The following is a 26,348-nucleotide window of genomic DNA, read 5'->3' as shown; positions in this document are numbered from 1 at the left end:
AGAGTGAGGAGAACACAGTCATGATCCGCAATCTGCTCATCATCTCCGGCGCAGGCCTGATACTGGCCATCGTCGGCATCGGCGGCGCCTTCGCCGTGGGCGGCCGCGACCTGGCCCGCCACGACTGGACCTGGGTCATTACCGACGACGACGGTCCCGACAGCGGCTTCACCGTCGAGCGCGGCCAGGTGTCGCCCGACGCCACGCGCACCATCGAATGGACCGGCGACGAGCGTCTGGCCATCAACGTCCCCGCCGACGTCGTCTACGACCAGCAGGCCGACGCGCCCGGCATCACCGTCACGGGCGCCGAGACGGTCGTGAACCGCGTCCGCTTCTCCAACGGACGCCTGACGCTGGAGGAAGCCCCGCGCGGCGACCGCAGCTATGTCCGCTGGACCCGCACCGGCATTCGCGGCTGGAGCGAGACCGACGCCCTGAAGATCATCATCAAGGCGCCCTCGGTGAAGACCTTCAACCTGTCCGGCCCGACCGAACTGAAGATCCGCGGTTATGACCAGCCGACGCTGGACCTTACCCTCACCGGCGCGTCCGACGTGCGCGTTCAGGGTCGTACCGGCGCCGTTACGGTCGACGCCTCCGGCGCCAGCGACGCCCGCCTCGACGAACTGATCGTCGAGGACGCCAAGGTCCAGGTCAGCGGCTCGGGCGACGTCCGCGTCGGCCCCAGCGGCAAGGCCGAGGTCGATGTTTCGGGCAGCGGCGAGGTCCGCCTGACCCGCCGCCCCGCCGAACTGCGCCAGTCGGTCAGCGGCACGGGCGACGTGAGGCAGGACTGACAAACGCTCCCCCTCTCCCGGCGGGAGAGGGCTTGAGCCTCCAAGAGCCGAAGGCGATTGGAACAGGCGAAAGGGTGAGGGGCTTGTCCCGTCCGTCGGCGCAAGCCGTCGCACGAACCCATCAACCGCGAACCCTCACCCTTTCGCGCCAGAACGATCGCTCCGCTCTCGTGCGCTCAAGCCCTCTCCCAACAGGAGAGGGTTTCCGCTTCCCCCGTGACGCGAGCCCCCTCAACCCCTATCTAGCCTCCATGAGCACCGTCGCCTCCCCCTCCCCCATCCTCGACGCCGCCGGCGTAGCCCCGGACGAGGCCCTGTCGATCCTGCAGACCGCGCTGTCGGGCGCCGACGACGGGGAGCTGTTCCTCGAAAAGACCGAGAGCGAATCCCTGGTCTTCGACGACGGGCGGCTGAAGGGCGCCTCCTATGACGCCGTGGAAGGCTTCGGCCTGCGCGTCGTGGCGGGCGAGACCGCCGGTTACGCCCACGCCAATGAGATTTCCTCCGCCGCCATCCGCCGCGCCGCCGACAGCGCTGCGCTCGCCAAGCGCGGCTATGACGGAACCGCCGCCGAGGCGCCGCGCGACACCAACCAGCGCCTCTATGATCCGGTCGACCCGCTGCTGGCCCCGGCCTTCTCGGACAAGATCGCCCTGCTGGCCGAGATCGACGCCTGGGCCCGCGCCCGCGATCCGCGGGTGGTGCAGGTCTCGGCCTCCCTGGTCGGCGAGCGCCGCGCCATCGATATCCTGCGCGGCGACGGGCGACTGCTCAGCGACCTGCGTCCGCTGGTCCGGTTGAACGTGTCCGTCACCGTCGAGAAGGACGGCAAGCGCGAGAGCGCCTCGTCCGGCGCGGGCGGCCGCGCGGGCTTTGAAGAATGGGTCGCGCCCGAACGCTGGCAGGCCCAGGTGGACGAGGCCCTGCGTCAGGCCCTGGTCAATCTGGAGGCCGTCGACTGCCCGGCGGGCGAGATGGACGTGGTGCTGGGCGCGGGCTGGCCCGGCGTCCTGCTGCACGAAGCCGTGGGGCACGGCTTCGAGGGCGACTTCCACCGCAAGGGTTCGTCGGTCTTTACCGGCATGATGGGCAAGCGGGTCGCCGCGCCGGGCGTGACGGTCGTGGACGACGGCTCAATCGCCGGGCGTCGCGGCTCCCTGTCGTTCGACGACGAAGGCACCCCGACCTCGCGCACCGTGCTGATCGAGGACGGGATCATGGTCGGCCTGATGCACGACCGGCTGTCGGCGCGTCAGCTGGGCGCGAACGCCACCGGCAACGGCCGCCGCCAGTCCTTCGCCCACACGCCCATGCCGCGCATGACCAACACCTTCATGGAAGGCGGCAAGGACAGCCAGGCCGACATGATCGCCTCGACCAAGCGCGGCCTCTACGCGGCCAACTTCGGCGGCGGTCAGGTGGACATCACCAACGGCAAGTTCGTCTTCCAGTGCACCGAGGCCTATCTGATCGAGGACGGCAGGATCACCGCCCCGGTGCGCGGCGCCACCCTGATAGGCGACGGCGCCACGGCCCTGACCCAGATCCAGATGATCGGCGACGACTTCGCCTTCGACCCCGGCGTCGGCACCTGCGGCAAGGCCGGTCAGGGCGTCCCCGTCGGCATCGGCCAGCCAAGCCTCAAGATCGGCGGCCTGACAGTCGGCGGCACGGCGGTCTAGGGGGCGCTCCTGTCTAAGGTGCAGCGGGCTTCCACTCGGGACCGTCGACCTCAAAGCCCTGCGCCTCCAGCAGGTCCAGCACCCCGCCTGGCTCGGCCAGACGGCGCAGCGGCGCGACCGCCAGCGTCAGGCCCGGCTGGCTGACCGCCTGGGTGACCGCCTCGGTCCATTCCGTGCGCAGTTGCGACCCGATCTGCGGGTCGCCCCACGGCCAGCACCGATCCACCGCCTGATCCACCGGCGAGGCCAGCACCTCGGCCACCCTCAGCGCGCGCCAGGCCTCGGCGCGCAGACGCAGGGCGTCCGGCCCCAGCTCGGCGGCCGACAGGGCGGCGCGCAGGCATTCGCGGTGCGTCTCAGGCGGGGCGGAAATCAGGCCCTCGATCAGATCGGCGCCGCGCACCACGCCGATCGAACGGATCGGCACACGCGCCTGGCGCGCGGCGCGACGCACGGCGTCGTCGGCGCCGACGGACCGGGCGTCCGTCTCGCCCGCCTTGTTCTTGAACAGATCAATGGCCAGCAGCAACAGGCTGTACCGCCGCCACTGGTCGGTCTTTTCCCCCGTCATCAGGGCCTCGAGCCGCTCCTGATCCTCGGGCGTCAGGTAATCGGCCGTCGTCGTCCCCTCCGGCAGCCAGCCGATGGTGCGGATGCGCCACATCAACCGCAGCACGTCGGCAGGCGAAGCTCGGCCCCGTTGAGGGAACAGGATGCGGTCGGCGCGGGCCGCCGCCTCCTCCAGCGCCTGCGGCCGCCATTCGAACCCGCGCGGCGCCTCCTCGATCGCGCCGACCAGAACCATCACCCCTTCGCCGTCGCGCCTGATCGTCCACATCGGCGCGCCCGCCCGCCGCGCAGTGACCACCACCTCGTCCAGACGGGTCGGCGCCTCGTTCTGGTTCTGGGCGGCCAGAACCGAAGCCGGCGCGACGGACAGCGCCAGAAAAGTCGACAGGACGATGGGAGCAAGACGAGCTTTCATCCGGTCATTCTAAAGTCTTCAAAAGCCGCCGCACGTGACTATTCCGTAATGATGTCCACGATTTAATCCACCTGTCCCGCTTGTAACTGGAGATCGTAACACGCGCCGTCCACACCTCTGCCGACACCGAGGGAGAGGAAAAATGAACACCAAAAGCGCCCTGCTGGCCACCACCGCCATGCTGCTGAGCGCCGCCGCGCCGGCCGTCGCCCTGGCCGCCGAGAAGGCCGACGCCCCCGCCCGCCAGACTGCCGTCGCCGGCGATCAGGCCGTGCTGATCTTCACCCCTGACTTCTTCGTCGACGCGCGCCCCAACACGGCGCTGGACATGGTCAACCGGGTGCCCGGTTTCTCGGTCAACGACGGCGACGGAGCGCGCGGCTTTGAGGGCGCGGTCGGCAACGTCCTGATCAACGGCGCGCGCCCGGCTTCCAAGAACGACACCGGCTCCAACGTCCTGGCGCGCACCGTGGCCAGCCAGGTCGAGCGTATCGAACTGATCCGGGGCGGGGCGCCGGGCATCGAGATGCAGGGCTATTCCGTCGTCGCCAACGTCATTCTGAAGAACACGGTCAGCCGCGAGCACATCGCCACCTTCAACGCCAATCTGTTCGAGGGCGGCCAGGACCTGTTCGGCGGCTCCTATCAGTTCACCGAGCGCAAGGGCGACCGCACCTGGGGCGTGACCCTGAGCGACGGCATCTCCATGAGCGACTCCAACGGCGCCGGTCCGCTGCGCCGGGTCGGCCCGAACGGAGAGACCCTGCGCGCCGAGGATTACTACAACGACGGCTACGGCGGCGGGAACTCGATCCGTGGCAACTTCTCCAGTCCTTTCCTGGGCGGCAAGGTCGATCTGACGGCGCGTTATGGGATCAACGACTGGCACAACATCAACCGCCAGACCGCGCCCGGCGTGCTGCGCGAAAGCCTGTATGACGAAGACAGCCACAGCGGCGAGTTCGGCGTCGTCTACACCCGCCCCCTGTCCGAGAAGCTGAAGCTGGAAACCCGCTTCATCCATGAGTTCGGCGACTATGACTCGGCCTCGGTCTCACGCGGCCGGGTGGTTGACGTCCAGAGCCCGGAACAACTGTTCAGTTCTGACGGCAAGTCATCCGAAACCATCCTGCGCGGCCTGGTGCGCTATGAGCGGACCCCGTCGATGGATTTCGAGGCGGGCGGCGAAATCGCCTACAACATGATGCAGCGCGACCAGGCCTATTCCATCGACGGCGTCGAGGAGCCCCTGCCCTCCGCCTCGGTCAAGGTCGAGGAGACGCGCGGCGAACTGTTCGGCAAGGCGACCTGGCGCATCAACCCGAAATGGACGCTGGAAAGCGGCCTGCGGCTGGAATCCTCGACGATCAGCCAGTCCGGCGACGCTGATCAGGAAAAGAGCTTCTTCTTCGCCAAGCCGCGCCTGCTGGCCACCTGGACCCCGGCGGCCAACAACCAGCTGCGCCTGCGGCTGGAGCGTACCGTCGGTCAGTTGGACTTCAGCGACTTCGCCGCCTCGGCCGAGTTCGCCGACGGCAATGTCTTCGGCGGCAATGTGAACCTGCATCCCGAATCGCGCTGGGTCGCCGAACTGACCTATGAGAAGCGTTTCTGGGGCGAAGGCGTCGTCAGCATCGGCCTGCGCCATGACGAGATCACCGACGCCATCGACGTCATCCCCTTGGAAGGCGGTTACGCCGCCGTGGGCAATATCGGCGACGGGACGCTGGACCAGCTGGTGCTGAACGTCACCATTCCAACCGACAAACTGGGGGTCTCGGGCGGCAAGTTCGGCTTCCGCAACACCTGGAACCACACCGAAGTCACCGACCCGACCACCGGCGAGATCCGCCCCATCTCCGGCGTCCGCGCCAGTCAGGCGACCATCACCTTCCAGCAGGACATCACGCGGTGGAAGGTGCAGTGGGGCGGCGCCTGGATTCCCCTGCTGGGCCAGAACAACTATCGGCCGGACCAGATCTCGGGCTGGCGCGGTCACGACTACTATGAGCTGTGGGGCGAGTATAAGCCGACGCCGACCCTGTCGATCCGCGCCCAGATCAACATCTGGGACGACTTCAACGTCCAGCTCACCCAGTTCGCTGATCGCGAGACGCGGCCGATCGCCTTTGTCGAGAACCGCTTCATCGACCCGCGCACCTTCTATCAGATCCGCCTGCGCAAGACTTTCTGAGGAACTGAAACCACGCGCCCCGGAGCCAGCCGGGGCCTTTCCCCGGACAACTGAAAAGGGCGGCGCCTCCTGCGAGGCGCCGCCCTTTCCTTTGATGGTCAGCCGGTCCGGCGCGCGAACGCAGGACCGGCTTTTTACTCATGGACGCTTAGTGCGGCGCCTTTTCGTGCGACCAGCCCTTGATGAAGAAGCTGAGGACGATGAAGCCGACGCCGATGCCCATGCCCCACACGCCCAGCATGCCGAACACCTCCAGCGAGGTGCGCAGGGCGGCGCCGGGGTCCAGCACCTGGCCGCCGACCGTTTCGGTCCCGGCCAGACCGGCGATCCAGCCGCCGACGTACTGGGCGATGGACGAGGCCAGGAACCACACGGCCATCATGAAGCTGACCACCTTGGCCAGCGACAGCTTGGTGATCTCCGACAGGCCCACCGGCGACAGGAACAGCTCGCCCAGGGTGTGGAACATGTAGAGCAGGCCCAGCAGCAGGATCGGCATCTGGAAGGCCGAGTCGGCCATCCCGGCGCCCCACACCACGATCATGAAGCCCAGGCCGACCTGCAGCAGGCCGAGACCGAACTTCAGCACCGGGTTCGGATCCATGTTGCGCTTGCCCAGGAAGGCCCACAGGGCCGCCATGATCGGCGCGAAGATCAGGATGAAGCCGGCGTTGAACGACTGGGTCTGCGCCGCCGTCACCGTGGCGTCGATCCAGAAGCCGGTGGGCGTGATGCCCGCCGCCGCCAGTTGGGCCGGGGTGCCGATGGTGACGCCCAGGAACTGCACCGCCGTCGGCGTCAGGCTGAGGTCGACGTTACGGTCAGCGAACAGGTTCAGCGAGGTGCCGGCCTGTTCGAACAGGGTGAAGAAGACCACCGAGCCGAAGATCAGCACCACCGCCAGCATCATGCGCTCGCGCTGGATGCGGTTCTCGCAGACCTTGACGATGATGTAGGCGATGAAGGCCAGCGACGCGATGGTCGCGGCGCCCAGCACCCAGCCCACCAGGGCGTTGCGCTGAACCATGAACCACACCACGCCGACGCCCAGAATGCTGAGCAGATAGATCGACCACTCGCGGTTCAACGGGCCCAGGAAGGGCTTCTTGAGCTCGCCCTCGACCGGCGGCTCGCCCTTGCCCTGCAGCAGCGGCTTGCCCAGGACGAAGACGACCCAGCCCAGCGCCATGCCGACGCCGGCCAGGCCGAAGCCCGCCCACCAGCCGACCGTCTGGCCCAGATAACCGCACAGCACCGCGGCCCAGAAGGCCCCCAGGTTGATGCCGTAGTAGTAGAGGGTGAAGCCCGAATCCCGGCGCGGGTCGCCGTCAGGATACAGTTGCCCCACGATGGTGGAGATGTTCGGCTTCAGATAGCCCACGCCCATGATGATCAGGGCGATCGCCAGGTAGAAGACGTTGATGCCCGCCAGATCGCGGGTCACGTCGATTTTGTAGTCGCCGGTCGGCAGCACGGCCGGAATCGGCGCGTCCTGCGGCAGGTCCCTGATCGCCAGGCCATTCTCGACCGGAGCGAAGGCGTATTTCTGTCCGTTGACCATCAGGCCGACGTCGCGGGCGGCGCCGCGGCCCTCGGCCGAGATTTCATAGGTCGCGCCCTGATAGGTCAGGGTTTCGGTGGCGGGACGACCTTCGAAGGCCATCATGCCGTGACCGGCGACCAGCAGCAGGGCGCCGAAGGCTACGGCCTTGCGCGTGCCGATGAAGCGGTCGGCCATCATCCCGCCCAGCAGCGGCAGCAGGTAGACCAGCGAGGTGTACGAGCCATAGGCCGAACCGGCCTGGGCGTCGTTGAACAGGAAGTGCTGTGTCAGGAAGAAGATCAGGATGCCGCGCATCCCATAGTAGGAGAAGCGTTCCCACATTTCCGCGAAGAACAGGATGATCAGTCCGCGCGGGTGATTTTTCAGGATCTGCATCAGCACGGGCACGCCCGTGACCAGGGTGATGATCAGACCGATGGCGATGACGATGTTCATGCCTGGGCCCCCGCGCAGATCATGATCGACGTCGCTTCATTCACAGTCACCGTCTGGGCCATCGCCAGGGCGTCGCCCCCTCGAGTGCCGGGCCGGCGCGCAAGTCGCGCGCCCCCTCCGTCCGTCGTGCTCAACGGCAAGCTCCATTGTCTGACGCCCCCGACGGGCGTGGAAGCGATCAGAAACAGCACGGTCACGGATTGCAAACAAGCGTTAACGGCCAAATCCAGGCCGCCAAGGGGCGCCTGATCGTCGCAAGGTTCGCGTTTTGGGGGTAGTTAGATCATTCTACACATATTTCGCGAATGCTCTCCGAACGCCGAGATGCGGCTGAGGAGACTCGAACAGACATGTCGTTGCGCCCGTTTAACGAGAGCGATCTCGAGGCCGTCAATCGACTGCACCGCAGCGTGTGGTGGCCGGAGCGGTCGGCGGCGGGCTGGCGCTGGTTGATGGCGAATCCGGCCTCGGCCGAGATCGAGGCTCCGCACGGCTGGGTGATCGACCATGGCGCCGGGCCTCAGGCCTTCGTCGGCAACTTCATCCAGCGCTTCTGGCGGAACGATCAACGCCTGCACGCCGCGACGGGCTATTCCATCGTCGTTCCTCCGGCGCAGCGAGGCCGCAGCCGGTCCCTGATCAACGCCTTCGTCGACCAGCCCGCCTGTTTCGCCCGCTACACGCTGAACGCGAACGCCCGCTCCAGCCCTCTGTACAAGCGGCACGGCATGGTTCCCTGGCCGCCGAACACCCACACGCTGAAGCTGTCCTGGCTGATCGACCCGGTCGCCTGCCTGTACGGACGGGGCCTGCGAGAGGTCGTGGACCGCGCCCCGGCCCTGGCCCGCCTGCTGGGCGAACAACTGTCGCCCCTGCCCCGGCTGAGCGGCGAGCGCCGTCTGCGTCAGGCTGAGAGCCGCCTGCCTGGCGGGGTAAGCCTCAGCCCCGACCTCTCGGAACGCTCGGACTACGCCCGTTTCTGGACGGCCCTGCGCGCCGAGGGGCGGCTGACGGCGGACCGCAGTCCGGACATCATGCGCTGGCGGCTGTCGGACCCCGATCTGACGGTGCCCCCGCTGTGTCTGGCCTATCGCGACGGAGGGCGACTGACAGGCTTCGCCGTCGCCATGCTGAACAAGCAGACGCCGCTGGAGCCGCCGGTCCTGGAGATCATCGACCTGGTCGCGCTGGACAATGATTCAACGGCGATCCAGGCGCTGGTCGAGGGCCTGCGTCGCATGGCGCCTGCGCTGGGAGCCGCCAAGGTGCGGCTGCAGGTGGTGTCGCCCGACCTGCTCGCCGCCTTGGGCCGACTGGGCCAAAAAGCCTGGCGCGAGGGCGGCTGGGGCCACTGTCACATCGCCTTCGACGACGAGATGCAGGATGCGGGCTGGCGGCCCACCCCCTATGACGGCGACTATTCCTTCTGCCTGCGCCCCCTGCCCGCGCGGGCCAGCGCCGCCCTGCGGCTGGCGTCGGCGCCCATGCGCGCTCAAACGATGGAAGCGCGGGCATGAATGGAAACGAGGGCCTCTTCAGGCCCTCGTCAGGCGCCGCCGTTTAGGAGCGCGCCTTCAGTTCATCGCGGATTTCGGCCAGCAGGGCCTCGGTCGGCGTCGGCGCAGCGGGCGCCTCAGGCTCGGCGGGCTGCTCGCGGCGCAGCTTGTTGACCATCTTGACCATCAGGAAGACCACGAAGGCCACGATCACGAACTGGATCAGGGTGTTGATGAAGGCGCCGTACTGAATGGCCACCTTCTCGACCGCCTCGGTCGCCGGGTCTTCCGGCACCAGGACCCACTCCAGCTTGGAGAAGTCCACCCGGCCCAGCAGCAGGCCGATCGGCGGCATCACCACCTGATCCACCAGACTGGTGACGATCTTGCCGAACGAGGCGCCGATGATGACCCCGACCGCCAGGTCGACGACGTTGCCGCGCGCGGCGAATTCCCGAAACTCGGACAGCAGGCTCATTTGATCTTCAGTCTTTCAGATTGTGTCAGGCGTCGCCGGACGCGTTCAGCCGCTCTCGCAGTTCCTTGCCGCTCTTGAAGAAGGGCACGGACTTGGCCGGGACCTCGACCGTTTCGCCGGTGCGGGGATTGCGCCCCGTCCGCGCCGGTCGGCTGCGCACCGAAAAGGCGCCGAAGCCGCGAAGCTCGACACGCCCGCCTTCCGAGAGGGTCTCGGTCATGCGGCCCAGGATCACATTCACGACCCGCTCCACCTCGGCATGAGTGAGGTGCAGGTTCTCCGCCGCCAACTTCTCGATCAGTTCAGACTTGATCATTCAGGCCCCCGCCATGGTTTCACCGTCCGGGACGACACCCTAACCGCCTGTCGCCACAGGAAGAAAGGGCAAAACGCATCGTCGTGAAGGTTTCTTGCATTCCACAGCGACAGGTTTCGCCGCCGATGGGCCGTGTGAGGAAGAAAATACGTCGCAAAGAACCAGAGTCGCGGCCAAAGAAAAAGGGCGGCCGGATCGCTCCGGCCGCCCCGTTTCCCGAAGGGTGAGGAAACTTATTCCTTGCCCGCGTTCTTGAGCGCGGCGCCCAGGATGTCGCCCAGCGAGGCGCCCGAGTCCGACGACCCGAACTGTTCGATGGCTTCCTGTTCGTCCTTCATCTCCAGCGCCTTGATCGAGACGGAGACGCGGCGCGTGGCCTTGTCGACGCCGGTGATCATGGCGTCGACGCGGTCGCCGACGGCGAAACGCTCGGTGCGCTGCTCGTTGCGGTCGCGCGACAGGTCCGACTTGCGGACGAAGGCCGTGACCGGCGCGTCGTCTTCACCGAACTTCACCTCGATGCCGCCGGTCTCGATCGCCGTCACGGTGACGGTGATCTGCTGGCCGCGCTTGTAGGTGTCGCCTTCCATCGGGTCGCCGCCGAGCTGCTTGACGCCCAGGGAGACGCGCTCCTTGTCGATGTCGACGTCCAGCACCTTGGCCTTGATGACCTCGCCCTTGCGGTAGCGCTGGATGGCTTCTTCGCCCGACACGTTCCAGTCCAGGTCCGACAGGTGGACCATGCCGTCGATGTCGTTGTCCAGGCCGACGAACAGGCCGAACTCGGTGGCGTTCTTGACTTCGCCCTCGACGGTCGAACCGACCGGGTGAGCCTCCAGGAAGGCCTCCCACGGGTTGTTCTGAGCCTGCTTCAGGCCCAGCGAGATACGACGCTTGGCGCTGTCGACGTCCAGGACGATGACGTCCACTTCCTGCGAGGTGGAGACGATCTTGCCCGGGTGGACGTTCTTCTTGGTCCAGGACATTTCCGACACGTGGACCAGACCCTCAACGCCCGGCTCCAACTCCACGAAGGCGCCGTAGTCGGTGATGTTGGTGACGCGGCCGGTGTATTTGGCGTTGACCGGGTATTTGGCTTCGACGCCATCCCACGGATCCGACTGCAGCTGCTTCATGCCGAGCGAGATGCGCTGGGTGTCCGGGTTGATCTTGACGATCTGGACCTTGACGGTGTCGCCGACGGCCAGGACCTGCGACGGGTGCGACACGCGCTTCCACGACATGTCCGTGACGTGCAGCAGGCCGTCGATGCCGCCCAGGTCGACGAACGCGCCGTAGTCGGTGATGTTCTTGACGACGCCTTCGCGGACTTCGCCCTCTTGCAGCTGGCCGACCAGCTCCGTGCGCTGTTCAGCGCGGGCTTCTTCCAGGATGGCGCGACGCGAGACGACGATGTTGCCGCGCGGACGGTCCATCTTCAGGATGGCGAAGGGCTGTTCCTTGCCCATCAGCGGGCCGACGTCGCGGACCGGACGGATGTCGACCTGCGAGCCCGGCAGGAAGGCCGAGGCGCCGCCCAGGTCGACGGTGAAGCCGCCCTTGACGCGGCCGACGATGGCGCCGTTGACCGGCTGGCCTTCGGCGAACACGGCTTCCAGACGGGTCCAGGCTTCTTCGCGGCGAGCCTTGTCGCGGCTGATGACGGCCTCGCCCATCGCGTTCTCGACGCGCTCCAGGTAGACCTCGACGTTGTCGCCGACCTTGGGCAGGACGGCGCCGTCGCCCTGGCCGAACTCGCGCATGGCGATGCGGCCTTCGGTCTTCAGACCGACGTCGATGATGACGATGTCTTTTTCAATGCCGACGACGCGGCCGTGAACGACCTGGCCTTCGCCAAGGTCGCGGCCTTGCAGTTGTTCGTCGAGGAGCGCGGCGAAATCGTCGCGAGTGGGGTTGAGGGTTTCAGTCATGGAAACTCTTGAGGTTGATGAAAGGCGAAACGCGCACGACCGAGCGGACCTGCGCGAATGGGGTTTGAAAAGGAGAAGTCAGGTCGTCACGAGGCGAGGCCACACACGCTCTGAAAAGCGCGAAAACGAAAGCCAGAACGCCCGCGGCCGTCGAGGAGATCGGTGCGTTGGATTTGCCCGGCAGGATCAGATCCCGGCCCTGGCTCGCGCCGCCTCGACGATACGGCGGGCCGCATCGAAGGCGGCCTCTATACCCATATCGGTCGTGTCCAGCAAGACGGCGTCGTCCGCTTGGACCATCGGGGCGTCGTCACGGCCCGCGTCGCGAGCGTCGCGGCGACGGATATCCTCCAGCATGTCCGCAAAGGCGATGACCTCGCCGCGCGCCGTCAACTGCTTCCAGCGACGCTCGGCCCGCACCTGCGGACTGGCGGCGATATAGAGCTTGGCCGGAGCGTCCGGCGCGATCACCGTGCCGATGTCGCGCCCGTCCAGCACCGCCCCGCCCGCCTGGGCGGCGAAGTCCTGCTGCAGCTTCAGCAGCGCCGCGCGCACGCCCGGATGGCTGGCCACGCGGCTGGCCGCCTCGCCCGCCCCGCGATCGGTCAGGCGCGCATTGTCGCTCAGGCTCGCCAGATCCAGCGCCTGCGCCGCCTGCGTCGCCGCCTCGGCGTCGTCCAGATCGCCGCCCGCATCCAGCACAGCCAGCCCCACGGCGCGATACAGCAGGCCCGTGTCCAGATACGGCAGGCCGTAATGGGCGGCCAGGCGCGCGGCGATGGTGCCCTTGCCCGAAGCGGCGGGGCCGTCGACGGCGATGACAAGCACTTGGGTCAGGCTTTTCTCTCCTGTTTCAATTCACGAACGTCGCTGACCGAGGGAGGTAGCGCGCACCCATAATCGTTTCAGATCAGGAAGCGCAGCTCGGACACCAAACGCAAAGATTAGCGCCGCAACACCCGCATCCCAAAGGACGGACAACCAGAAATCGGCAGGGCTCGCGCTACGCAATACAGTCCCGCCGTAGCGAACATGCACCTCGCCAGTCAGCAGCGCACGAACGACATTCCCACCAAACAGTAATAGGGTGCCGCCGATGAACAGGAAGCCAAGCGTATTTCTCACACCGCGCGGCAGCCGTCTCTTGCTGGTTTTGGAGCGTCGGCTAACCATCAATGGCACCGCCCAGCCCGTTCATCATCTCGACGAAGCCGGGGAAGCTGGTGGCGATCATCTCAGGGTCGCGGACCGAGACGGGCTGCTGCGCGGCCAGGCCCAGCACCAGATGGCTCATGGCGATGCGGTGGTCGTGGGCGGTGTCGACGGTCGCGCCGCCCTTCACGGGGCCTCCGGTGACGATGAAGCCCTCCGGCTCCTCATGCACCTGAACGCCGCAGGCCGTCAGGCCCCCCGCCATCAGGGCGATGCGGTCGCTTTCCTTGACGCGCATCTCGCCGATGCCGCGCATGACGGTCTCGCCTTCAGCGAAGGCGGCGGTCACCGCCAGGATCGGGTATTCGTCGATCATGGAGGCGGCGCGGTCTTCAGGAACCACGATCCCCTTCAGCGCCGAGTGGCGGGCGGTGATGTCGCCGACCTCTTCGCCCCCGGCCATGCGGCGGTTGGCGATGGTCAGGTCCGCGCCCATGTCCATCCAGGTCTGGAACAGGCCGGTGCGTAAGGGATTCAGCATCACCGCCTCGACCGTCACCTCCGACCCCGGCGTGATCAGGGCCGCCGCCAGGGGGAAGGCCGCCGAGGACGGGTCGCCCGGCACGGCGACATGGGTTCCCTTGAGTTGCTGGCCGCCCGGCAGACGGATGCGCCAGCCCTCGCTCTCTTCGATCACCTCGACCTCGGCGCCGAAGGCGCGCAGCATCCGCTCGGTGTGGTCGCGGCTCTTTTCCGGCTCGACCACGACCGTCTCGCCCGCCGCGTTCAGCCCTGCCAGCAGGATGGCCGACTTGATCTGGGCCGAGGCGACGCTCTGCACGAAGGTCACGCCCTTCAGCCCGCCGCCATGCAGGGTCAGCGGCACCCGGTCCTCGGTCGCGTTCCAGTCGAAGCGCGCGCCCATGTCGGCCAGCGGCCCGGTGACCCGCTTCATCGGCCGTTTGCGCAAGGAAACGTCGCCGTCGAACGTCGCCGTCAGATCATAGCCGGCGACCGCCCCCATCAGCAGACGCACGCCCGTCCCGGCGTTGCCGCAGTCGATGACGCCTTCAGGCGAGCGCAGCGGGCCGCGCCCCTCGACCCGCCAGCGCCCCTCGCCGACCCGTTCGACCGAGGCGCCGAAAGCCTGCATGGCGCGGCCGGTGGCCAGGATGTCGTCGCCCTCCAGCAGCCCCTCGATTTCGGTCACGCCCTCGGCCATGCCACCGAAGATCAGGGCGCGGTGCGACATCGACTTGTCGCCGGGCGCGCGCACCACGCCTTTGAGGCCTGAATTGACGCCGGAAACGGGGGACGCGGTGAAGGTCTGGGGAGTGCTCACCCTGATGCAGGCTCCGGTTGTCAGGAGGGCCGCGAAACGCGCGGAAAAGAAGGCTTTTGACAGCGGCCCCCGCCAGTGGCAAGGGAGCCGCCCTATTTCCGATTTTCCCCTTAAACCCGCCGAAGGTCTAATCACGTGGCCAATCCCGAACTGGGCCAAAAGCAGGTCTGCCCGAACTGCCAGGCCAAATTCTACGATCTGAACCGTCGCCCGGCTCGTTGCCCCAAGTGCGACACCGAGTTCGACCCGATGGAAGAAGCCGTCCGCAGCCGTCGCGCGCGTCGCGGCGCCGGCTTCGCAGCTGACGACGAGGAGGCCGAAGATCAGGTCGCCGACAAGTCCGCTGACGCCGAAGAGGACGAAGAGGACGCCGAAGGCTCCACCCCTGAAATCGACCAGGAAGGCCATGAGCCGATCCTGACGCCGGACGACGACGACGGCGAGCCCGGCGCAGACGACGCCGGCATGGGCTCGGCCGACGGCGACGATGACGACGACGTCCTGGATGATGACGACGACGATTCCGTGCCCTTCATCGAAGACGAAGACGACGACGATCTCGACGAAGAGCTGACCAAGCCGTCGCGCGACGACGACTAAAGGGTCAAGGTTCGGAAAAATAAGCGGAAAAAAATGTGTCAGACCCGCTTGATCTTCAAAACGGCCTGACCTAGTTTCCGCGCCTCGCCGGGAGGGACCATCTCTCCCGGCGGGACCGACCGAAAGGTTCGGGGCTTTAGCTCAGTTGGTAGAGCGCTTGCATGGCATGCAAGAGGTCAGCGGTTCGACTCCGCTAAGCTCCACCAGCGAAGGCCTCGCGGAACGCCCGCGGGGCCTTCGTCCTTTCCAGACTTTCCGTCTGGTGCGGTCGACGACATAACCCAGCCGATACGGCACGGGGCTTTAGCTCAGTTGGTAGAGCGCTTGCATGGCATGCAAGAGGTCAGCGGTTCGACTCCGCTAAGCTCCACCATCGAAGGCCTCGCGGAGCCCCCGCGAGGCCTTCGTCCTATCTGGCCCGATTTTTCCGACATTCAGGCGGGCATCGCCCGCTCCAGCACCGCCCGCTGATCCACCTGCGCCTCATAGGCGCCATAGGCCATGCCGCGCGGGCGCAGGCGAAGCGCGATGAAGGCCTCGGCCGAGGGACTGTTCATTTCCAGCAGCGCCGCCGCCTGGGCCGCCAGCGCCAGCCGCTCGACCGCCAGCCGCGCGCCCGCCTCGTTCGTCGTCAGATCCAGCCCGACGATGAAGCGGTCGTAGTCGGCGGATTTTCCAGCCTGCGATCCCAGCCAGTCGCGCAGGGCCTCGACCGCCTCCGGTTCGCGTCCCGCCGCGCGCAGCACGTCCAGGGCGATGACATTGCCCGAGCCTTCCCAGATGGCGTTCAGCGGCGACTGGCGGAACAGGCGCGGCATCGGCCCGGTCTCGACGTATCCAGCGCCGCCCAGCGCCTCCATCGCCTCATAGATCATGTTCGGCGCACGCTTGCAGACCTGGTACTTGGCGACCGGCGTCAGCAGTCGCCCCACGGCGTCGTCCGTATCGAAGGTGGCCGCCAGCCGCATCGATAGCGCCGTCGCCGCCTCGCTCTCCACCGCCAGATCGGTCAGGACGGCGGCCATCATCGGCTGGTCGATCAGCCGCTTCTGGAAGGCGGTGCGGTGGGCGGCGTGCCACACCGCCTGCGCCAGAGCCCCGCGCATCTGCAGGGCCGAGCCGACCACGCAGTCCAGCCGCGTATGCTGGACCATGCGGATGATGGTGGCGACGCCCCGACCCTCCTCGCCCAGCCGCTGGGCCAGGGCGCCGTGATACTCGACCTCGGACGAGGCGTTGGAGCGGTCGCCCATCTTGTCCTTCAGCCGCATGACGCGAAAGCCCGCATTGCGCGTCCCGTCCGGCAGCCAGCGCGGCAGGATGAAGCAGGTCAGCCCGCCCGGCGCATAGGCCAGCGTCAGGAAGGCGTCGCACATCGGCGCCGAACAGAACCACTTGTGCCCGATCAGACTATACCAGCCGTCCTCGCCGACCGGCTCGGCGCGGGTGGTGTTGGCGCGCACGTCCGACCCGCCCTGTTTCTCGGTCATGGCCATGCCGAGGGTCATGCCCGCCTTCTCGCCCGCCGGACGCACCGCCGGGTCATAGCGGCCGGACAGCACGCCTTTGATCCACGGCTCGCCCACGGCCGGATCGGCCTGAAGCGCCGCGACCGAGGCGTAGGTCATGGTCATGGGGCAACTGGTCCCCGAGTCCGCCTGCCCGGTCAGGAACAGGATGGCCGCGTGCAGCAGATGCCCGTTCGGCGTCCCGTCCCAGGCGCTGGCGGCGATCCCTGCGCCCAGCCCCAGATCCATCAGCTGATGATAGGCCGGGTGGAACGTCACCTCGTCGATCCGGCGGCCATAGCGGTCGTGGGTGTCCAGCACAGGCGTCACCCGATTGGCCTGCACGCCCCAGTCGATCACCTCGGCCGATCCGCAGCGACGGCCTAGATCGGTCAGCCGCTCGACATGGCCTCCTCCGCCCCAATGGCGCACGGCGTCGTGCAGAGCCATGTCGCCAGTGAACAGGTCGACGTCCTCCAGCGGCGGAACCTGATTGGCCACCTCATGGGTGTCGAGCCGCTCGATGGGACGAAAGGCGGACATGGCGAGCCTCCTGACTTGGGCGAGGAGGATGGCACGGTCGGGCGACAGCTGCGACCCTCTCCCGATGGGAGAGGGCTTGAGCCTCCAAGAGCCGGAGGCGATTGGCTAAGGCGAAAGGGTGAGGGTTCGCGATCAAACTCGGCCGAAGGCCGTTGTGCGACGGCTTACGCCGACGGTCAGGATAAACCCCTCACCCTTTGGCTGCTACGCGCCGCCCTTCGGGTCGCGCCAGAACGATCGCTGCGCTCTCGTGCGCTCAAGCCCTCTCCCGCCGGGAGAGGGTTGGTTAAGGTCGCCCCCACGTGCGCCACGCCCCGGGCGCGGGCGATCTGCATCTGCTTCTGCCGTTCGGCGTAGCCTTCACGCTGGGCCACGTCGCGGCTGTCCCAGCAGCGGTCGCAGGACACGCCCTCGACATAGCGCGTCGAGAGCCGCCCCTCAGGGCTGACCGGCATGCGGCAGGCGCGGCACAGGCTGTGTGCGCCTTCGACCAGACCATGCCCCACGGACACCCGCTCGTCGAAGACGAAGCATTCGCCGCGCCACAGGCTTTCCGGCTCCGGCACCGTCTCCAGATACTTCAGGATGCCGCCCTCCAGATGGTGCACGTCGCGCACACCCTCGGCCTTCAGGAAGGCGGTGGCCTTTTCGCAGCGGATGCCGCCGGTGCAGTACATGGCCACCTTGGGCGGCGTCGGGCGGTCCAGCAGGGCGCGGCCCTCGGTGCGGAACCAGTCGGCGAACTCGCGGAAGGTGCGGGTGTTGGGCTGGACCGCGCCCTCGAAGGCGCCGATCTCGCCTTCGTAGTCGTTGCGGGTGTCGATGACGACGGTGTCGGGATCGGCGATCAGGGCGTTCCAGTCCTGGGCCGAGACATAGGTCCCGACGCCCTCGACCGGGTCGATGTCGGGCTGGCCCATGGTGACGATCTCGGCCTTCACCCGCACCTTCATGCGGTGGAAGGGCATGGCCGAGGCCGTCGAATACTTCAGCTCCAGCCGGTCGAGGCCCGGCAGGGCCCGCACCCCGTCGATGACGCGAGCGATGTCGGCCTGCGGCCCCGCAATGGTGCCGTTGATCCCTTCATGCGCCACCAGAAGCGTGCCGCGCACGTCATCCCCGCACAGATCGAGCAGATGCAGGCGCAGCGCCGCCGGGTCGGCCACGGCTGCGAAACGATACAGGGCCGCCACAGTGAAGGGGGCCGAAGGCGACGGGGAGGGAACGGCTGGGACGGTCACGGCCTTCCTATAGCGTCCCGTCGCCGCCCTCGCGACGCCAATAATCCGGAACCCAGAGTGACCGTTTCCCGGCTTGCTTCCCCCGCCGAAGCCGTGTGCATTGATCGCATGGTCGTCGTCGGTTCCCGCCTGTCCCATGTGGTTCATCCGCGTATCGCCCATGCGAGGAGCCGCCCCGCATGAGTTCAACCGCCGACGCTCCGACTTCCGCCGCCCCCTCTGGCCCTGCGCCCGTCCCGCCCGGGCGCCCCTCGGCGCTGGCGCCGCTGCGGCACCCGATTTTCCGGGCGGTGTGGATCACCAGCCTGGTCACCAATTTCGGCGGGCTGATCCAGTCGGTCGGCGCCGCATGGATGATGACCTCCATCGCCTCGGCCCAGATGGTCGCCCTGGTGCAGGCCTCGGTCACCCTGCCGATCATGCTGCTGTCGCTGGCGGCCGGGGCGCTGGCCGACACGGTGGACCGGCGCAGGATCATGCTGGCGGCGCAGACCTTCATGCTTCTGGTCTCAGCGGGGCTGGCGGCGATGACCTGGATGGGCTGGATCACGCCCTGGGTGCTGCTGACCTTCACCTTCCTGATCGGCTGCGGCGTCGCCTTCAACGGCCCGGCGTGGCAGGCGTCGGTCGGCGACATGGTCCCGCGTGAGGACCTGGCCGGGGCCGTAACCATCAACTCCATGGGCTTCAACATGGCGCGCAGCGTCGGCCCGGCGCTGGGCGGCCTGATCGTGGCGGCGGCGGGGGCGGCGGCCGCCTTCGCCGTCAACGCCGTCAGCTATCTGGGCCTGCTGGTCGTGCTGTTCCGCTGGAAGCCCGACCGGCCCAAGCAGACCCTGCCGCGCGAGGGCCTGCTGGCGGCGATGGCGGGGGGCGTGCGCTACGCCTTCCTGTCGCCGCGCGTGACGGCGGTGCTGCTGCGCGCCGTGGTGTTCGGCGTCGGCGCCAGCGCGGTTCAGGCCCTGATGCCCGTGGTCGCGCGCGAAAGCGGCGGCGGCCCGCTGGTCTTCGGCCTGCTGCTGGGTTCGTTCGGCGTGGGCGCGGTGGGCGGCGCCCTGTTCGTCGGCCGGCTGCGAGCGAAATATGAGACGGAAACCATCGTCCGCGTCGCCGCCCTGGCCTTCGCGGCGGCGGCCCTGGGCCTGGCCTATGCGCCCTGGCTGGCCGTCACCCTGCCGGCGTTGATGATCGCCGGGGCGGGCTGGGTGCTGGTGCTGTCCAGTTTCAACGTCACGGTGCAGATGTCGGTGCCGCGCTGGGTCGTGGCGCGGGCGCTGGCGCTCTATCAGATGGCGGCCTTCGGCGGCATGGCGGGCGGCAGCTGGTTATGGGGCGCCCTGGCCCAAACCTATGGGGTCGAGACGGCCCTGTCGGTCTCCGCGGGCGTGCTGACCCTGTGCATCCTGATCGGATTCAGGGTGCCCCTGCCCTCGACCGCAAATCTGAACATGGACCTGTTGCGCCGCTGGACCGAGCCGCAGACCACCCTGGCCATCGAGCCGCGCAGCGGACCGGTCATCGTCTCCATCGCCTATCGCATCCGCGAAGAGGACATCGACGCCTTCCTGGCCCTGATGGACGAACGACGCCGCATCCGCCGCCGCGACGGCGCGCGCCAGTGGCGCCTGATGCGCGACCTGGCCGAACCCCAAGTCTGGGTCGAGAAGTATCAGACGCCGACTTGGCTGGACTATATCCGTCACAACCAGCGCATCACTCACGCCGACGCCTCGATCAACGAGGGCATCCGCGCCCTGCATCAGGGACCTGACAAGCCGGTCGTGCACCGCATGATCGAGCGCACCACCGCCCCCCTGGCCGCCAATCTGCACGGCGACCGACACTATGGAGAACCGCTGACCGACCCGACCCGATCCTCTTGAGGCCAGACCCGCCGCACCTGCCCGATATGTTGAGCAAATAATCAGCCGCGATCGGCCCAACACAGGTCGTCCTTATCAAGCCTGTCGATATTGCGGCGCACACAAACTGCGACTTGCGTGAAGGGCGCAAAATCTGGTCTAGGGAGCCACGCGTCTGGTTCGCGCAAGGTCAAGACCCATGAAGATCGCAATCCTCGGCGCCGGCGTGATCGGCGTAACCACCGCCCACTACCTGGCCCGCCAGGGGCATGAGGTGACCGTCATCGACCGCCAGAGCGGTCCGGCGCTGGAGACCAGCTTCGCCAATGCAGGCGAGATTTCGCCCGGCTATTCCTCGCCCTGGGCCGCGCCCGGCATCCCGGCCAAGGCGGTGAAGTGGCTGTTCATGCGCCACGCCCCGCTGATCCTGCACCCCCAGATCAACGCCCCGACCGTGCGCTGGCTGCTGTCGCTGCTGCGCAACTGCACCTCGGCCCGCTATGCGCTGAACAAGGCGCGCATGGTGCGTCTGGCCGATTACAGCCAGGTGGTGCAGACGGCGTTGAACGCAGAACTGGATCTTGAATACGACCACCGCACCCAGGGCACGCTGCAACTGTTCCGCACGCAGAAGCAGCTGGACGGCATCTACAAGGACACCGAGGTCCTGCGTGAAGGCGGCGTGCCGTTCGAGGTGCTGGACCAGGACGGCTGCATCGCCGCCGAGCCGGGCCTGAAGGCCACGCGCGACCTGTTCGTCGGCGGTCTGCGCCTGCCGCGTGACGAGACGGGCGACTGCTTCAAATTCACCACTGCCCTCGCCGACCACGCTGCGTCGACGCAGGGCGTGACCTTCCAGTACGGCACGACCATTCAGGGCCTTGTCGCCGAAGGCGGCCGGATCACCGGGGTCAAGACCGACAAGGGACTGGTCACGGCCGACGCCTATGTGCTGGCGCTGGGGTCCTATTCGCCGATGATGGTCAAGCCGCTGGGCATGACCCTGCCGGTCTATCCGGTGAAGGGCTATTCGATCACCGCCCCGATCATCAATGAACCCGCCGCCCCGGTCTCGACCATCATGGACGAGAGCTACAAGGTGGCGATCACCCGTCTGGGCGACCGCATCCGCGTCGGCGGCATGGCCGAGATCGCCGGCTTCTCGGACGCCTTGCCCGAGCGCCGCCGCAATACGCTGGAACACTCGGTCGGCTCGCTCTTCCCCGGCGCGGGCGACCTGAAGGCGGCCAGCTACTGGTCGGGCCTGCGCCCCATGACGCCGGACGGCACCCCGGTCATCGGCAAGACCAAACTCGACAACCTGTTCCTGAACACCGGTCACGGCACGCTGGGCTGGACCATGGCCTGCGGTTCGGCCCGCGTCATCGCCGACCTGATCAGCGGCCAGACGCCTGACATCGAGACGGCCGACCTGGGCATCGCGCGATATCGCTGACCCTTATCCCCCTGTGGGAGAAGAGCCTAGCTTCTTGCCTTCGCCGCCACGGCCTTCAGGCCGCTCAGAAGGTGCTCCGTGGCCGCATTGCGTTCGCAGCCGGCGTTGAGGATCAGCCGCAGCGCCTGGACGTGCACCTGCACCGGCGGCCAGTCCCAGGCCGCCGCAGACGTCATGCGGTCGGCTGTATCGGCCAGGCTGTAGCCCGCGTCGAACAGCGGCCCGGTATCGAAGAAGCCCGCCAGGTCCACCACGCGCGACGCGAGACGATAGACTTCGGCGCCGGGCGCCTGCGGCCGTGCTGCGCACAGGCTTTCCAGCCCCGCAACGGCGGTTTCGATCTCGGCCATGACCTCGGCCTTGTGGCGGCCCAGGCGCTCATCAGCGCGGCGCTGAATATCGGTCAGGGTCCGGCCGCCCAGCTGGGCCATCTGCTGCGCCAGAGAGGTCTTGATCCGGGTGATCACAGGCTCGGTCACAGCGACACCCTCTGCGGTTTCAGCAGCATATCGATATCGGCCTGATCCATATTCTCTTCGACGGCGTGGCCGACGTGAGCCGACAGGTCGCCCTTGCGGCGCCCGGTCATGCCAACGGGCGGACCGAAATTACGGACGCGCCGGTCGGGGCCGACATAGGTCTCGCACTCGACGAACTCGCGCTCATCGCCCGCCAGCCACAGGATGCGCTTCAACAGCACGGCGGGCGTCAGGGGCTTGGTGATGACGAAGCTGACGCCGCAGTCGCGGCCTTCCTGCACCTTGGACTGGGAGGCGTGGCCCGTGACCAGGATGACGGGCGTATAGCGCATCGGCGCGGGCGTCTCGCGCCGCAGCCAGCGGGTGAAGGCGTAGCCGTCCATCTCAGGATCGCCGCAGTCGATGACGATCAGATCGACCGGACGCTGTTGCAGGACCTTCACCGCCTCGACGGCCGAGGGGCGTTTGATCTGCTCCTTGACGCCGAAGCCCTGAAAGATCGAGCCGAGCATGTCCAGCGCCTGCGGCGTGTCGTCGACCAGCAGCACCGTCGACTGCTCCAGATTGATGCGGTCCTCGGCCATCGCTCAGAACAGTTGCAGCACGCCCGACGCCGAGGCGCCGGACGCCTCGTCCGGATCGTCGGCGGGCGCCGCCGAGGGGCGGGCGCGGTGGGCCGTTTCCTGCATCCGCTCGGCCATCTCGGCCAGGGGCAGGGCCGCCAGGGCCGTGTCCATCGGCTGCTCCTCGGCCACGGCCTGCGCCAGTCCGGCCAGGGCCCCGATCCGCTGGGACAGGACATCGAAACTCTGGCTGCGCGTCAGATAACCCAGCCGCGTCTCGGCCGGCAGTTGGCGTAGCACCTCGGACACCAGCCCGCCCGCCGCCTCGATCTCGGCGCGGATGTCCGACAGCTCCGCCGCCATGGCGGCCAGCAGGTCGCGATTGTCTGTTTCAGCCATCAGAACAGCTCCAGATCCCCGGCAGCGACAGGCGTCGGCGGCGGCGTCGCGGGCGGCAGGCTGGCGCCGTCCGTCACCACGCGCTGACGCGCCCGACCGCTGACCGGCCAATAGTGAATACGACGCCCGCCGGCGCCCCTCAGACTGCGGCTGACGACGGGAATGCCCTCGTCCGCCAGAAACTTCTCGGCGAAGTCGGCGTTGGCCGACCCGATGTCGGTCAGGGCGTCGAACATCCGGCCGCCGCCGAACAGCTTGGCCTCCAGCCGTTCGCGCCGCCCGCCCGCCTTCAGCACGTCGTTGATCAGGACTTCCATCAGATAGGCGCCGTAACGGCGGCTGGCCCCGCTCTCGGCCCCGGCGCCTTCGGGCAGCAGGAAGTGGTTCATCCCCCCGACCCCCGCCTCCGGGTCGCGCAGGCACAGGGCCACGCAGCTGCCCAGAACCGTCGTCAGCACGACGTCGGGATCGGACGACACATAGTGATCGCCCTGCCCCACGTGCACGCGCCGCTCGACCGGCTCCTGAACAGCCGCGCCGATCACGTCAGCGGGCCGAACACCGCTTCCAGCTTCTCTTTCAGCTGGGCGGTGGTGAAGGGTTTGACCAGGTAGTTGTTCACGCCGAACTGCACGGCGCGCTGGACCAGCTCGCGGTCGGCCCGGCCGGTCAGCATGATGAAGGCCGTCTTGGAGATCGGCGGATGCGCCCGAATGGCGCGCAGCAGGCTGAGGCCGTCCAGATTCGGCATGTTGAAGTCCGAGATCACCAGATGGACAGGCTGCGCCAGCAGCGAGCGCAGGGCCGCCTCGCCGTCGGGCGCCTCCTCGATGTCACGCACGCCGATCTGCTGCAGACTGGCGCGGACTAAAGAGCGCATCGTCAGCTGATCATCGACGACTAGGGTGCGGATGGCGGAGGCGGCGGGCATGAACGTCCTTACGCGACAGTCTGGGGCGCGGCCGTACGGGCGGCGCAGGATTCGAGGATGGCCGGGGCCATGCGGGACAGGGGCAGCTGGCGCTCGACGGCGCCCAGTTCGAAGGCCGCGCGCGGCATCCCATAGACAACGCAGGACGCCTCGTCCTGGCCCAGGGTGCGGGCGCCCGTCTGACGCATGGCCAGCAGGCCCTTGGCTCCGTCCTTGCCCATGCCGGTCAGGATGACGCCCGTCATCGGGCGGCCCAGCTGGGCGACCGAACCGAACAGTACGTCGACCGAAGGGCGGTGGCCGTTGACCGGATCGGCGGCGATCAGGCGGCAGCGCCCGCCCGAGGCGACCAGGTGCGCGTCCCCGCCCGGCGCGATGTAGACATGACCCGACTTCAGCGGCGCGCCATCCTCGGCCTCGCTGACCGTGGCGGCCGAGACCTTGTTCAGACGCGCGGCGAAGCTCCTGGTGAAGCTGGCGGGCATGTGCTGGGTGACGACCGTCGCCGGGCAGTCGGCGGGGAAGGCCGACAGAATGGTCAGCAGGGCCTCGACCCCGCCCGTGGACGAACCAATCGCCAGCACATGGTTGGGGTCGGCGTGATAGGCGCCCTCGTGGCCCTGAACCGCGCGGGTCTCCAGCGGACGGACGCGCGAGCGGGCGGCGACCTTCACCTTTTCGGCCAGATCGCCGAAGGCTTCCTGAACCGGCACGCCGGGCGCGGGCTTGGCCACGGCGTCCACCGCCCCGACCTCCAGAGCGGCCAGTGTCACGTCGGTCCCCGCCTGCGTCAGGGTCGAGACCATGACCACCGGCATGGGCCGCAGCCGCATGATCTTCTCCAGGAACTCCAGCCCGTTCATATTGGGCATCTCGACGTCCAGGGTGATGACGTCGGGGTTCAGCTCCTTGATCTTCGTGCGCGCCTCCAGCGGATCGGCCGCCGTGCCGACCACGTTGATCTCTGGATCGCGGCGCAGGACGGCGCTGATCAGGCTGCGCATGGTGGCGCTGTCGTCCACCACCAGGACCGAGACCGCGCTCATGCCCCCGCTCCCTTGACGTAGGTGGTCAGGCCCGCCGGTTGCAGCTGTTGCGCCGCCGGACCCGTCACCCGCTCGGAATGGCCGATGTAGAGGACGCCGCCGGGGTTCAGGATCGGGGTGAACCGGCCCCAGACGCGCTCCTGGGTCGCGTCGTCGAAATAGATGACCACGTTGCGGCAGAAGATGACGTCGAAGCGGCCGCGCATCGGCCAGTCGCCGATCAGGTTCAGTTCCTTGAACGCCACAAGACGCCGCAGGGCTGCATCGGCGCTGAACCGGCCGGGCGCGCCCGCCACCGGCTCGAAATGCCTGCGCGACGCGGCCGGGACCGGGGCCAACAGGTCGTCGGAATAGACCCCCGCCGCGCCCTCGGCGACCATGTTGGGGTCGATGTCGGTGGCCAGGATGCGCACGTCCAGTTCGGCCGCTTCCGGCAGAACCTCCAGCACCGTCATCGCCATCGAATAGGGCTCCTGCCCGTTCGAGCAGGCGGCCGACCACAGGCGCACCCGCCCGCCCGCCCGCGCCTTGGCGGCCAGTTCCGGCATCACTTGATCGCGCAGGTGATCGAAGTGGTGCGGCTCGCGGTAAAAGCGAGTGACGTTGGTGGTCAGGGCCGCCATCATCGCCTGGCGCTCGTCCACGCCCTGCGCGCCGTCGATCAGGGCGCAATAGTCGCGGAAGCTGCGCAGGCCCAGCAGGCGCAGGCGCTTGGCCAGGCGCGAATAGACCAGCGCCGCCTTGCCTTCGCTGAGGGCGATGCCTGCGTGGGCGTGCAGGGTCTGGGCGATGTGGCGGAAATCCTCGGCCGTGAAGACGAACTCGCCTTCGACCAGGGCTCCCCGCCCGGCGACGGTCGTCATGCCGCTTCGGCCTCGCTTTCCGGCAGGACGTGATCCAGATCGATCAGGCTGATCATGCGGCCGCCTTCGACAGCGAAGATGCCCTTGACGAAGGACTTCACATGATCGCTGGCCACGTCCGGGGTCGGCTGGATGGCCGCGTCCGACAGTTGCACGATGTCCGACACCGCATCGACCAGCAGGCCCACCAGACGCGAACCCACATGGGCCACCATGATGACGTGACGCTCGGTCGGCTCGCCGGTCTGGAGGCCGAAGCGCGCGCCCAGATCGATGATCGGCAGCACCACCCCGCGCAGGTTGATGACGCCCTTCATATAGGCGGGCGAGCGCGGCAGGGGCGTGGCCGGGGTCCAGCCGCGAATCTCGCGCACGCTCATGATGTCGACGCAGAATTCCTGTTCGCCGATGCGGAAGGCGATCAGTTCGCGGTCGGTCCCGGCGACGTTGGGGGTGAGGATTTGGTCAATGTGGGTCATGGT

At 67.8% G+C, this 26,348-nt stretch carries 23 protein-coding genes, 2 tRNA genes and 1 pseudogene; 9 read left to right on the top strand and 17 right to left on the bottom strand.

Going from position 1 to position 26,348, the window contains the following annotated elements:
* The first annotated feature begins 20 nt into the window (after nucleotides 1–20).
* Both H556_RS0111700 and tldD read left to right on the top strand, forming a co-directional pair.
* Complete coding sequence (locus H556_RS0111700) at nucleotides 21–800, top strand: GIN domain-containing protein (protein WP_024354603.1); 780 nt, start codon at nucleotides 21–23, stop codon at nucleotides 798–800.
* 251 nt (nucleotides 801–1,051) lie between these two features.
* Entirely contained in the window at nucleotides 1,052–2,482 is a 1,431-nt protein-coding gene (gene tldD / locus H556_RS0111695; RefSeq protein ID WP_024354602.1) for a metalloprotease TldD, read from the top strand.
* A gap of 13 nt (nucleotides 2,483–2,495) precedes the next feature.
* Here the strand turns inward: tldD and H556_RS0111690 are convergent, their stop codons facing one another.
* Nucleotides 2,496–3,467 (bottom strand): TraB/GumN family protein, encoded by a 972-nt coding sequence (locus tag H556_RS0111690; RefSeq protein WP_024354601.1) that lies wholly within the window; start codon nucleotides 3,465–3,467, stop codon nucleotides 2,496–2,498.
* Between the two features lie 142 nt (nucleotides 3,468–3,609).
* Between H556_RS0111690 and H556_RS0111685 the strand changes: the two genes are divergently transcribed.
* Nucleotides 3,610–5,661, top strand: a complete 2,052-nt coding sequence (locus H556_RS0111685; RefSeq protein ID WP_024354600.1) for a TonB-dependent receptor plug domain-containing protein — start codon at nucleotides 3,610–3,612, stop codon at nucleotides 5,659–5,661.
* Between the two features lie 148 nt (nucleotides 5,662–5,809).
* On the opposite strand, the gene H556_RS0111680 is transcribed toward H556_RS0111685, so the two are convergent.
* Nucleotides 5,810–7,660, bottom strand: a complete 1,851-nt coding sequence (locus tag H556_RS0111680) for a peptide MFS transporter (RefSeq protein WP_024354599.1) — start codon at nucleotides 7,658–7,660, stop codon at nucleotides 5,810–5,812.
* A gap of 350 nt (nucleotides 7,661–8,010) precedes the next feature.
* Between H556_RS0111680 and H556_RS0111675 the strand changes: the two genes are divergently transcribed.
* Nucleotides 8,011–9,177 (top strand): hypothetical protein, encoded by a 1,167-nt coding sequence (locus tag H556_RS0111675; protein WP_024354598.1) that lies wholly within the window; start codon nucleotides 8,011–8,013, stop codon nucleotides 9,175–9,177.
* 43 nt (nucleotides 9,178–9,220) lie between these two features.
* Here H556_RS0111675 and mscL read toward each other — a convergent pair whose 3' ends face one another.
* From mscL to aroA, 5 genes are all read right to left on the bottom strand, one after another.
* Entirely contained in the window at nucleotides 9,221–9,634 is a 414-nt protein-coding gene (mscL, locus tag H556_RS0111670) for a large-conductance mechanosensitive channel protein MscL (RefSeq protein ID WP_024354597.1), read from the bottom strand.
* 25 nt (nucleotides 9,635–9,659) lie between these two features.
* A complete protein-coding gene (locus tag H556_RS0111665; RefSeq protein WP_003169157.1) occupies nucleotides 9,660–9,950 on the bottom strand; it encodes an integration host factor subunit beta in 291 nt (96 codons plus the stop codon).
* Nucleotides 9,951–10,183: 233 nt separating this feature from the next.
* Nucleotides 10,184–11,881 (bottom strand): 30S ribosomal protein S1, encoded by a 1,698-nt coding sequence (rpsA, locus tag H556_RS0111660; protein ID WP_024354596.1) that lies wholly within the window; start codon nucleotides 11,879–11,881, stop codon nucleotides 10,184–10,186.
* A 186-nt stretch (nucleotides 11,882–12,067) separates the two neighbouring features.
* On the bottom strand, nucleotides 12,068–12,709 hold the full coding sequence (gene cmk / locus H556_RS0111655) for a (d)CMP kinase (protein WP_035302997.1): 642 nt from the start codon (nucleotides 12,707–12,709) through the stop codon (nucleotides 12,068–12,070).
* Between the two features lie 337 nt (nucleotides 12,710–13,046).
* Nucleotides 13,047–14,375, bottom strand: a complete 1,329-nt coding sequence (gene aroA, locus H556_RS0111650; protein WP_024354594.1) for a 3-phosphoshikimate 1-carboxyvinyltransferase — start codon at nucleotides 14,373–14,375, stop codon at nucleotides 13,047–13,049.
* Nucleotides 14,376–14,510: 135 nt separating this feature from the next.
* On the opposite strand from aroA, the gene H556_RS0111645 reads away from it, so the two are divergent.
* The 3 genes from H556_RS0111645 (at nucleotide 14,511) to H556_RS0111635 (ending at nucleotide 15,348) form a co-directional block, all read left to right on the top strand.
* A complete protein-coding gene (locus H556_RS0111645; protein WP_024354593.1) occupies nucleotides 14,511–14,975 on the top strand; it encodes a TIGR02300 family protein in 465 nt (154 codons plus the stop codon).
* Nucleotides 14,976–15,105: 130 nt separating this feature from the next.
* Nucleotides 15,106–15,181: transfer RNA gene (locus tag H556_RS0111640), tRNA-Ala, on the top strand.
* A gap of 91 nt (nucleotides 15,182–15,272) precedes the next feature.
* Nucleotides 15,273–15,348: transfer RNA gene (locus H556_RS0111635), tRNA-Ala, on the top strand.
* Nucleotides 15,349–15,409: 61 nt separating this feature from the next.
* On the opposite strand, the gene H556_RS0111630 is transcribed toward H556_RS0111635, so the two are convergent.
* Together H556_RS0111630 and trhO are read right to left on the bottom strand one after the other, a co-directional pair.
* On the bottom strand, nucleotides 15,410–17,026 hold the full coding sequence (locus H556_RS0111630; RefSeq protein ID WP_024354592.1) for an acyl-CoA dehydrogenase family protein: 1,617 nt from the start codon (nucleotides 17,024–17,026) through the stop codon (nucleotides 15,410–15,412).
* Between the two features lie 287 nt (nucleotides 17,027–17,313).
* Nucleotides 17,314–18,267 (bottom strand): annotated as a pseudogene (gene trhO, locus H556_RS0111620) (oxygen-dependent tRNA uridine(34) hydroxylase TrhO); the annotation flags it as partial.
* Between the two features lie 179 nt (nucleotides 18,268–18,446).
* Between trhO and H556_RS0111615 the strand changes: the two are divergent.
* Together H556_RS0111615 and H556_RS0111610 are read left to right on the top strand one after the other, a co-directional pair.
* Nucleotides 18,447–20,150 (top strand): MFS transporter, encoded by a 1,704-nt coding sequence (locus tag H556_RS0111615; protein ID WP_024354590.1) that lies wholly within the window; start codon nucleotides 18,447–18,449, stop codon nucleotides 20,148–20,150.
* Between the two features lie 154 nt (nucleotides 20,151–20,304).
* A complete protein-coding gene (locus H556_RS0111610; RefSeq protein ID WP_336433133.1) occupies nucleotides 20,305–21,585 on the top strand; it encodes a D-amino acid dehydrogenase in 1,281 nt (426 codons plus the stop codon).
* Between the two features lie 26 nt (nucleotides 21,586–21,611).
* Here the strand turns inward: H556_RS0111610 and H556_RS0111605 are convergent, their stop codons facing one another.
* From H556_RS0111605 to H556_RS0111570, 8 genes are read right to left on the bottom strand one after another with little or no spacing between them, the layout of a single operon-like run.
* A complete protein-coding gene (locus H556_RS0111605) occupies nucleotides 21,612–22,064 on the bottom strand; it encodes a hypothetical protein (RefSeq protein ID WP_024354588.1) in 453 nt (150 codons plus the stop codon).
* Nucleotides 22,061–22,648 carry a response regulator gene (locus H556_RS0111600; protein WP_024354587.1) on the bottom strand — a complete coding sequence of 196 codons (588 nt, stop codon included), beginning with the start codon at nucleotides 22,646–22,648 and terminating at the stop codon, nucleotides 22,061–22,063. Before H556_RS0111600 ends, H556_RS0111605 begins: the two co-directional genes overlap by 4 nt.
* A gap of 3 nt (nucleotides 22,649–22,651) precedes the next feature.
* Entirely contained in the window at nucleotides 22,652–23,026 is a 375-nt protein-coding gene (locus H556_RS0111595) for a hypothetical protein (protein WP_024354586.1), read from the bottom strand.
* Complete coding sequence (locus H556_RS0111590; RefSeq protein ID WP_024354585.1) at nucleotides 23,026–23,571, bottom strand: chemotaxis protein CheD; 546 nt, start codon at nucleotides 23,569–23,571, stop codon at nucleotides 23,026–23,028. The genes H556_RS0111595 and H556_RS0111590 overlap by 1 nt, the downstream gene beginning before the upstream one ends.
* On the bottom strand, nucleotides 23,568–23,957 hold the full coding sequence (locus H556_RS0111585) for a response regulator (RefSeq protein WP_024354584.1): 390 nt from the start codon (nucleotides 23,955–23,957) through the stop codon (nucleotides 23,568–23,570). The genes H556_RS0111590 and H556_RS0111585 overlap by 4 nt, the downstream gene beginning before the upstream one ends.
* An 8-nt stretch (nucleotides 23,958–23,965) precedes the next feature.
* Nucleotides 23,966–25,003, bottom strand: coding sequence for a protein-glutamate methylesterase/protein-glutamine glutaminase (locus H556_RS0111580; RefSeq protein ID WP_024354583.1), 1,038 nt, complete (start codon nucleotides 25,001–25,003; stop codon nucleotides 23,966–23,968).
* A complete protein-coding gene (locus H556_RS0111575; protein ID WP_024354582.1) occupies nucleotides 25,000–25,866 on the bottom strand; it encodes a CheR family methyltransferase in 867 nt (288 codons plus the stop codon). The genes H556_RS0111580 and H556_RS0111575 overlap by 4 nt, the downstream gene beginning before the upstream one ends.
* Nucleotides 25,863–26,345, bottom strand: coding sequence for a chemotaxis protein CheW (locus H556_RS0111570; protein ID WP_024354581.1), 483 nt, complete (start codon nucleotides 26,343–26,345; stop codon nucleotides 25,863–25,865). The genes H556_RS0111575 and H556_RS0111570 overlap by 4 nt, the downstream gene beginning before the upstream one ends.
* Nucleotides 26,346–26,348: the final 3 nt, after the last annotated feature.

The organism is Brevundimonas naejangsanensis DSM 23858 (assembly GCF_000421705.1).
GTDB lineage: Bacteria > Pseudomonadota > Alphaproteobacteria > Caulobacterales > Caulobacteraceae > Brevundimonas > Brevundimonas naejangsanensis.
Note: the sequence above shows the minus strand (reverse complement) of the source record. Positions and strands in the feature narration are given on the sequence as shown.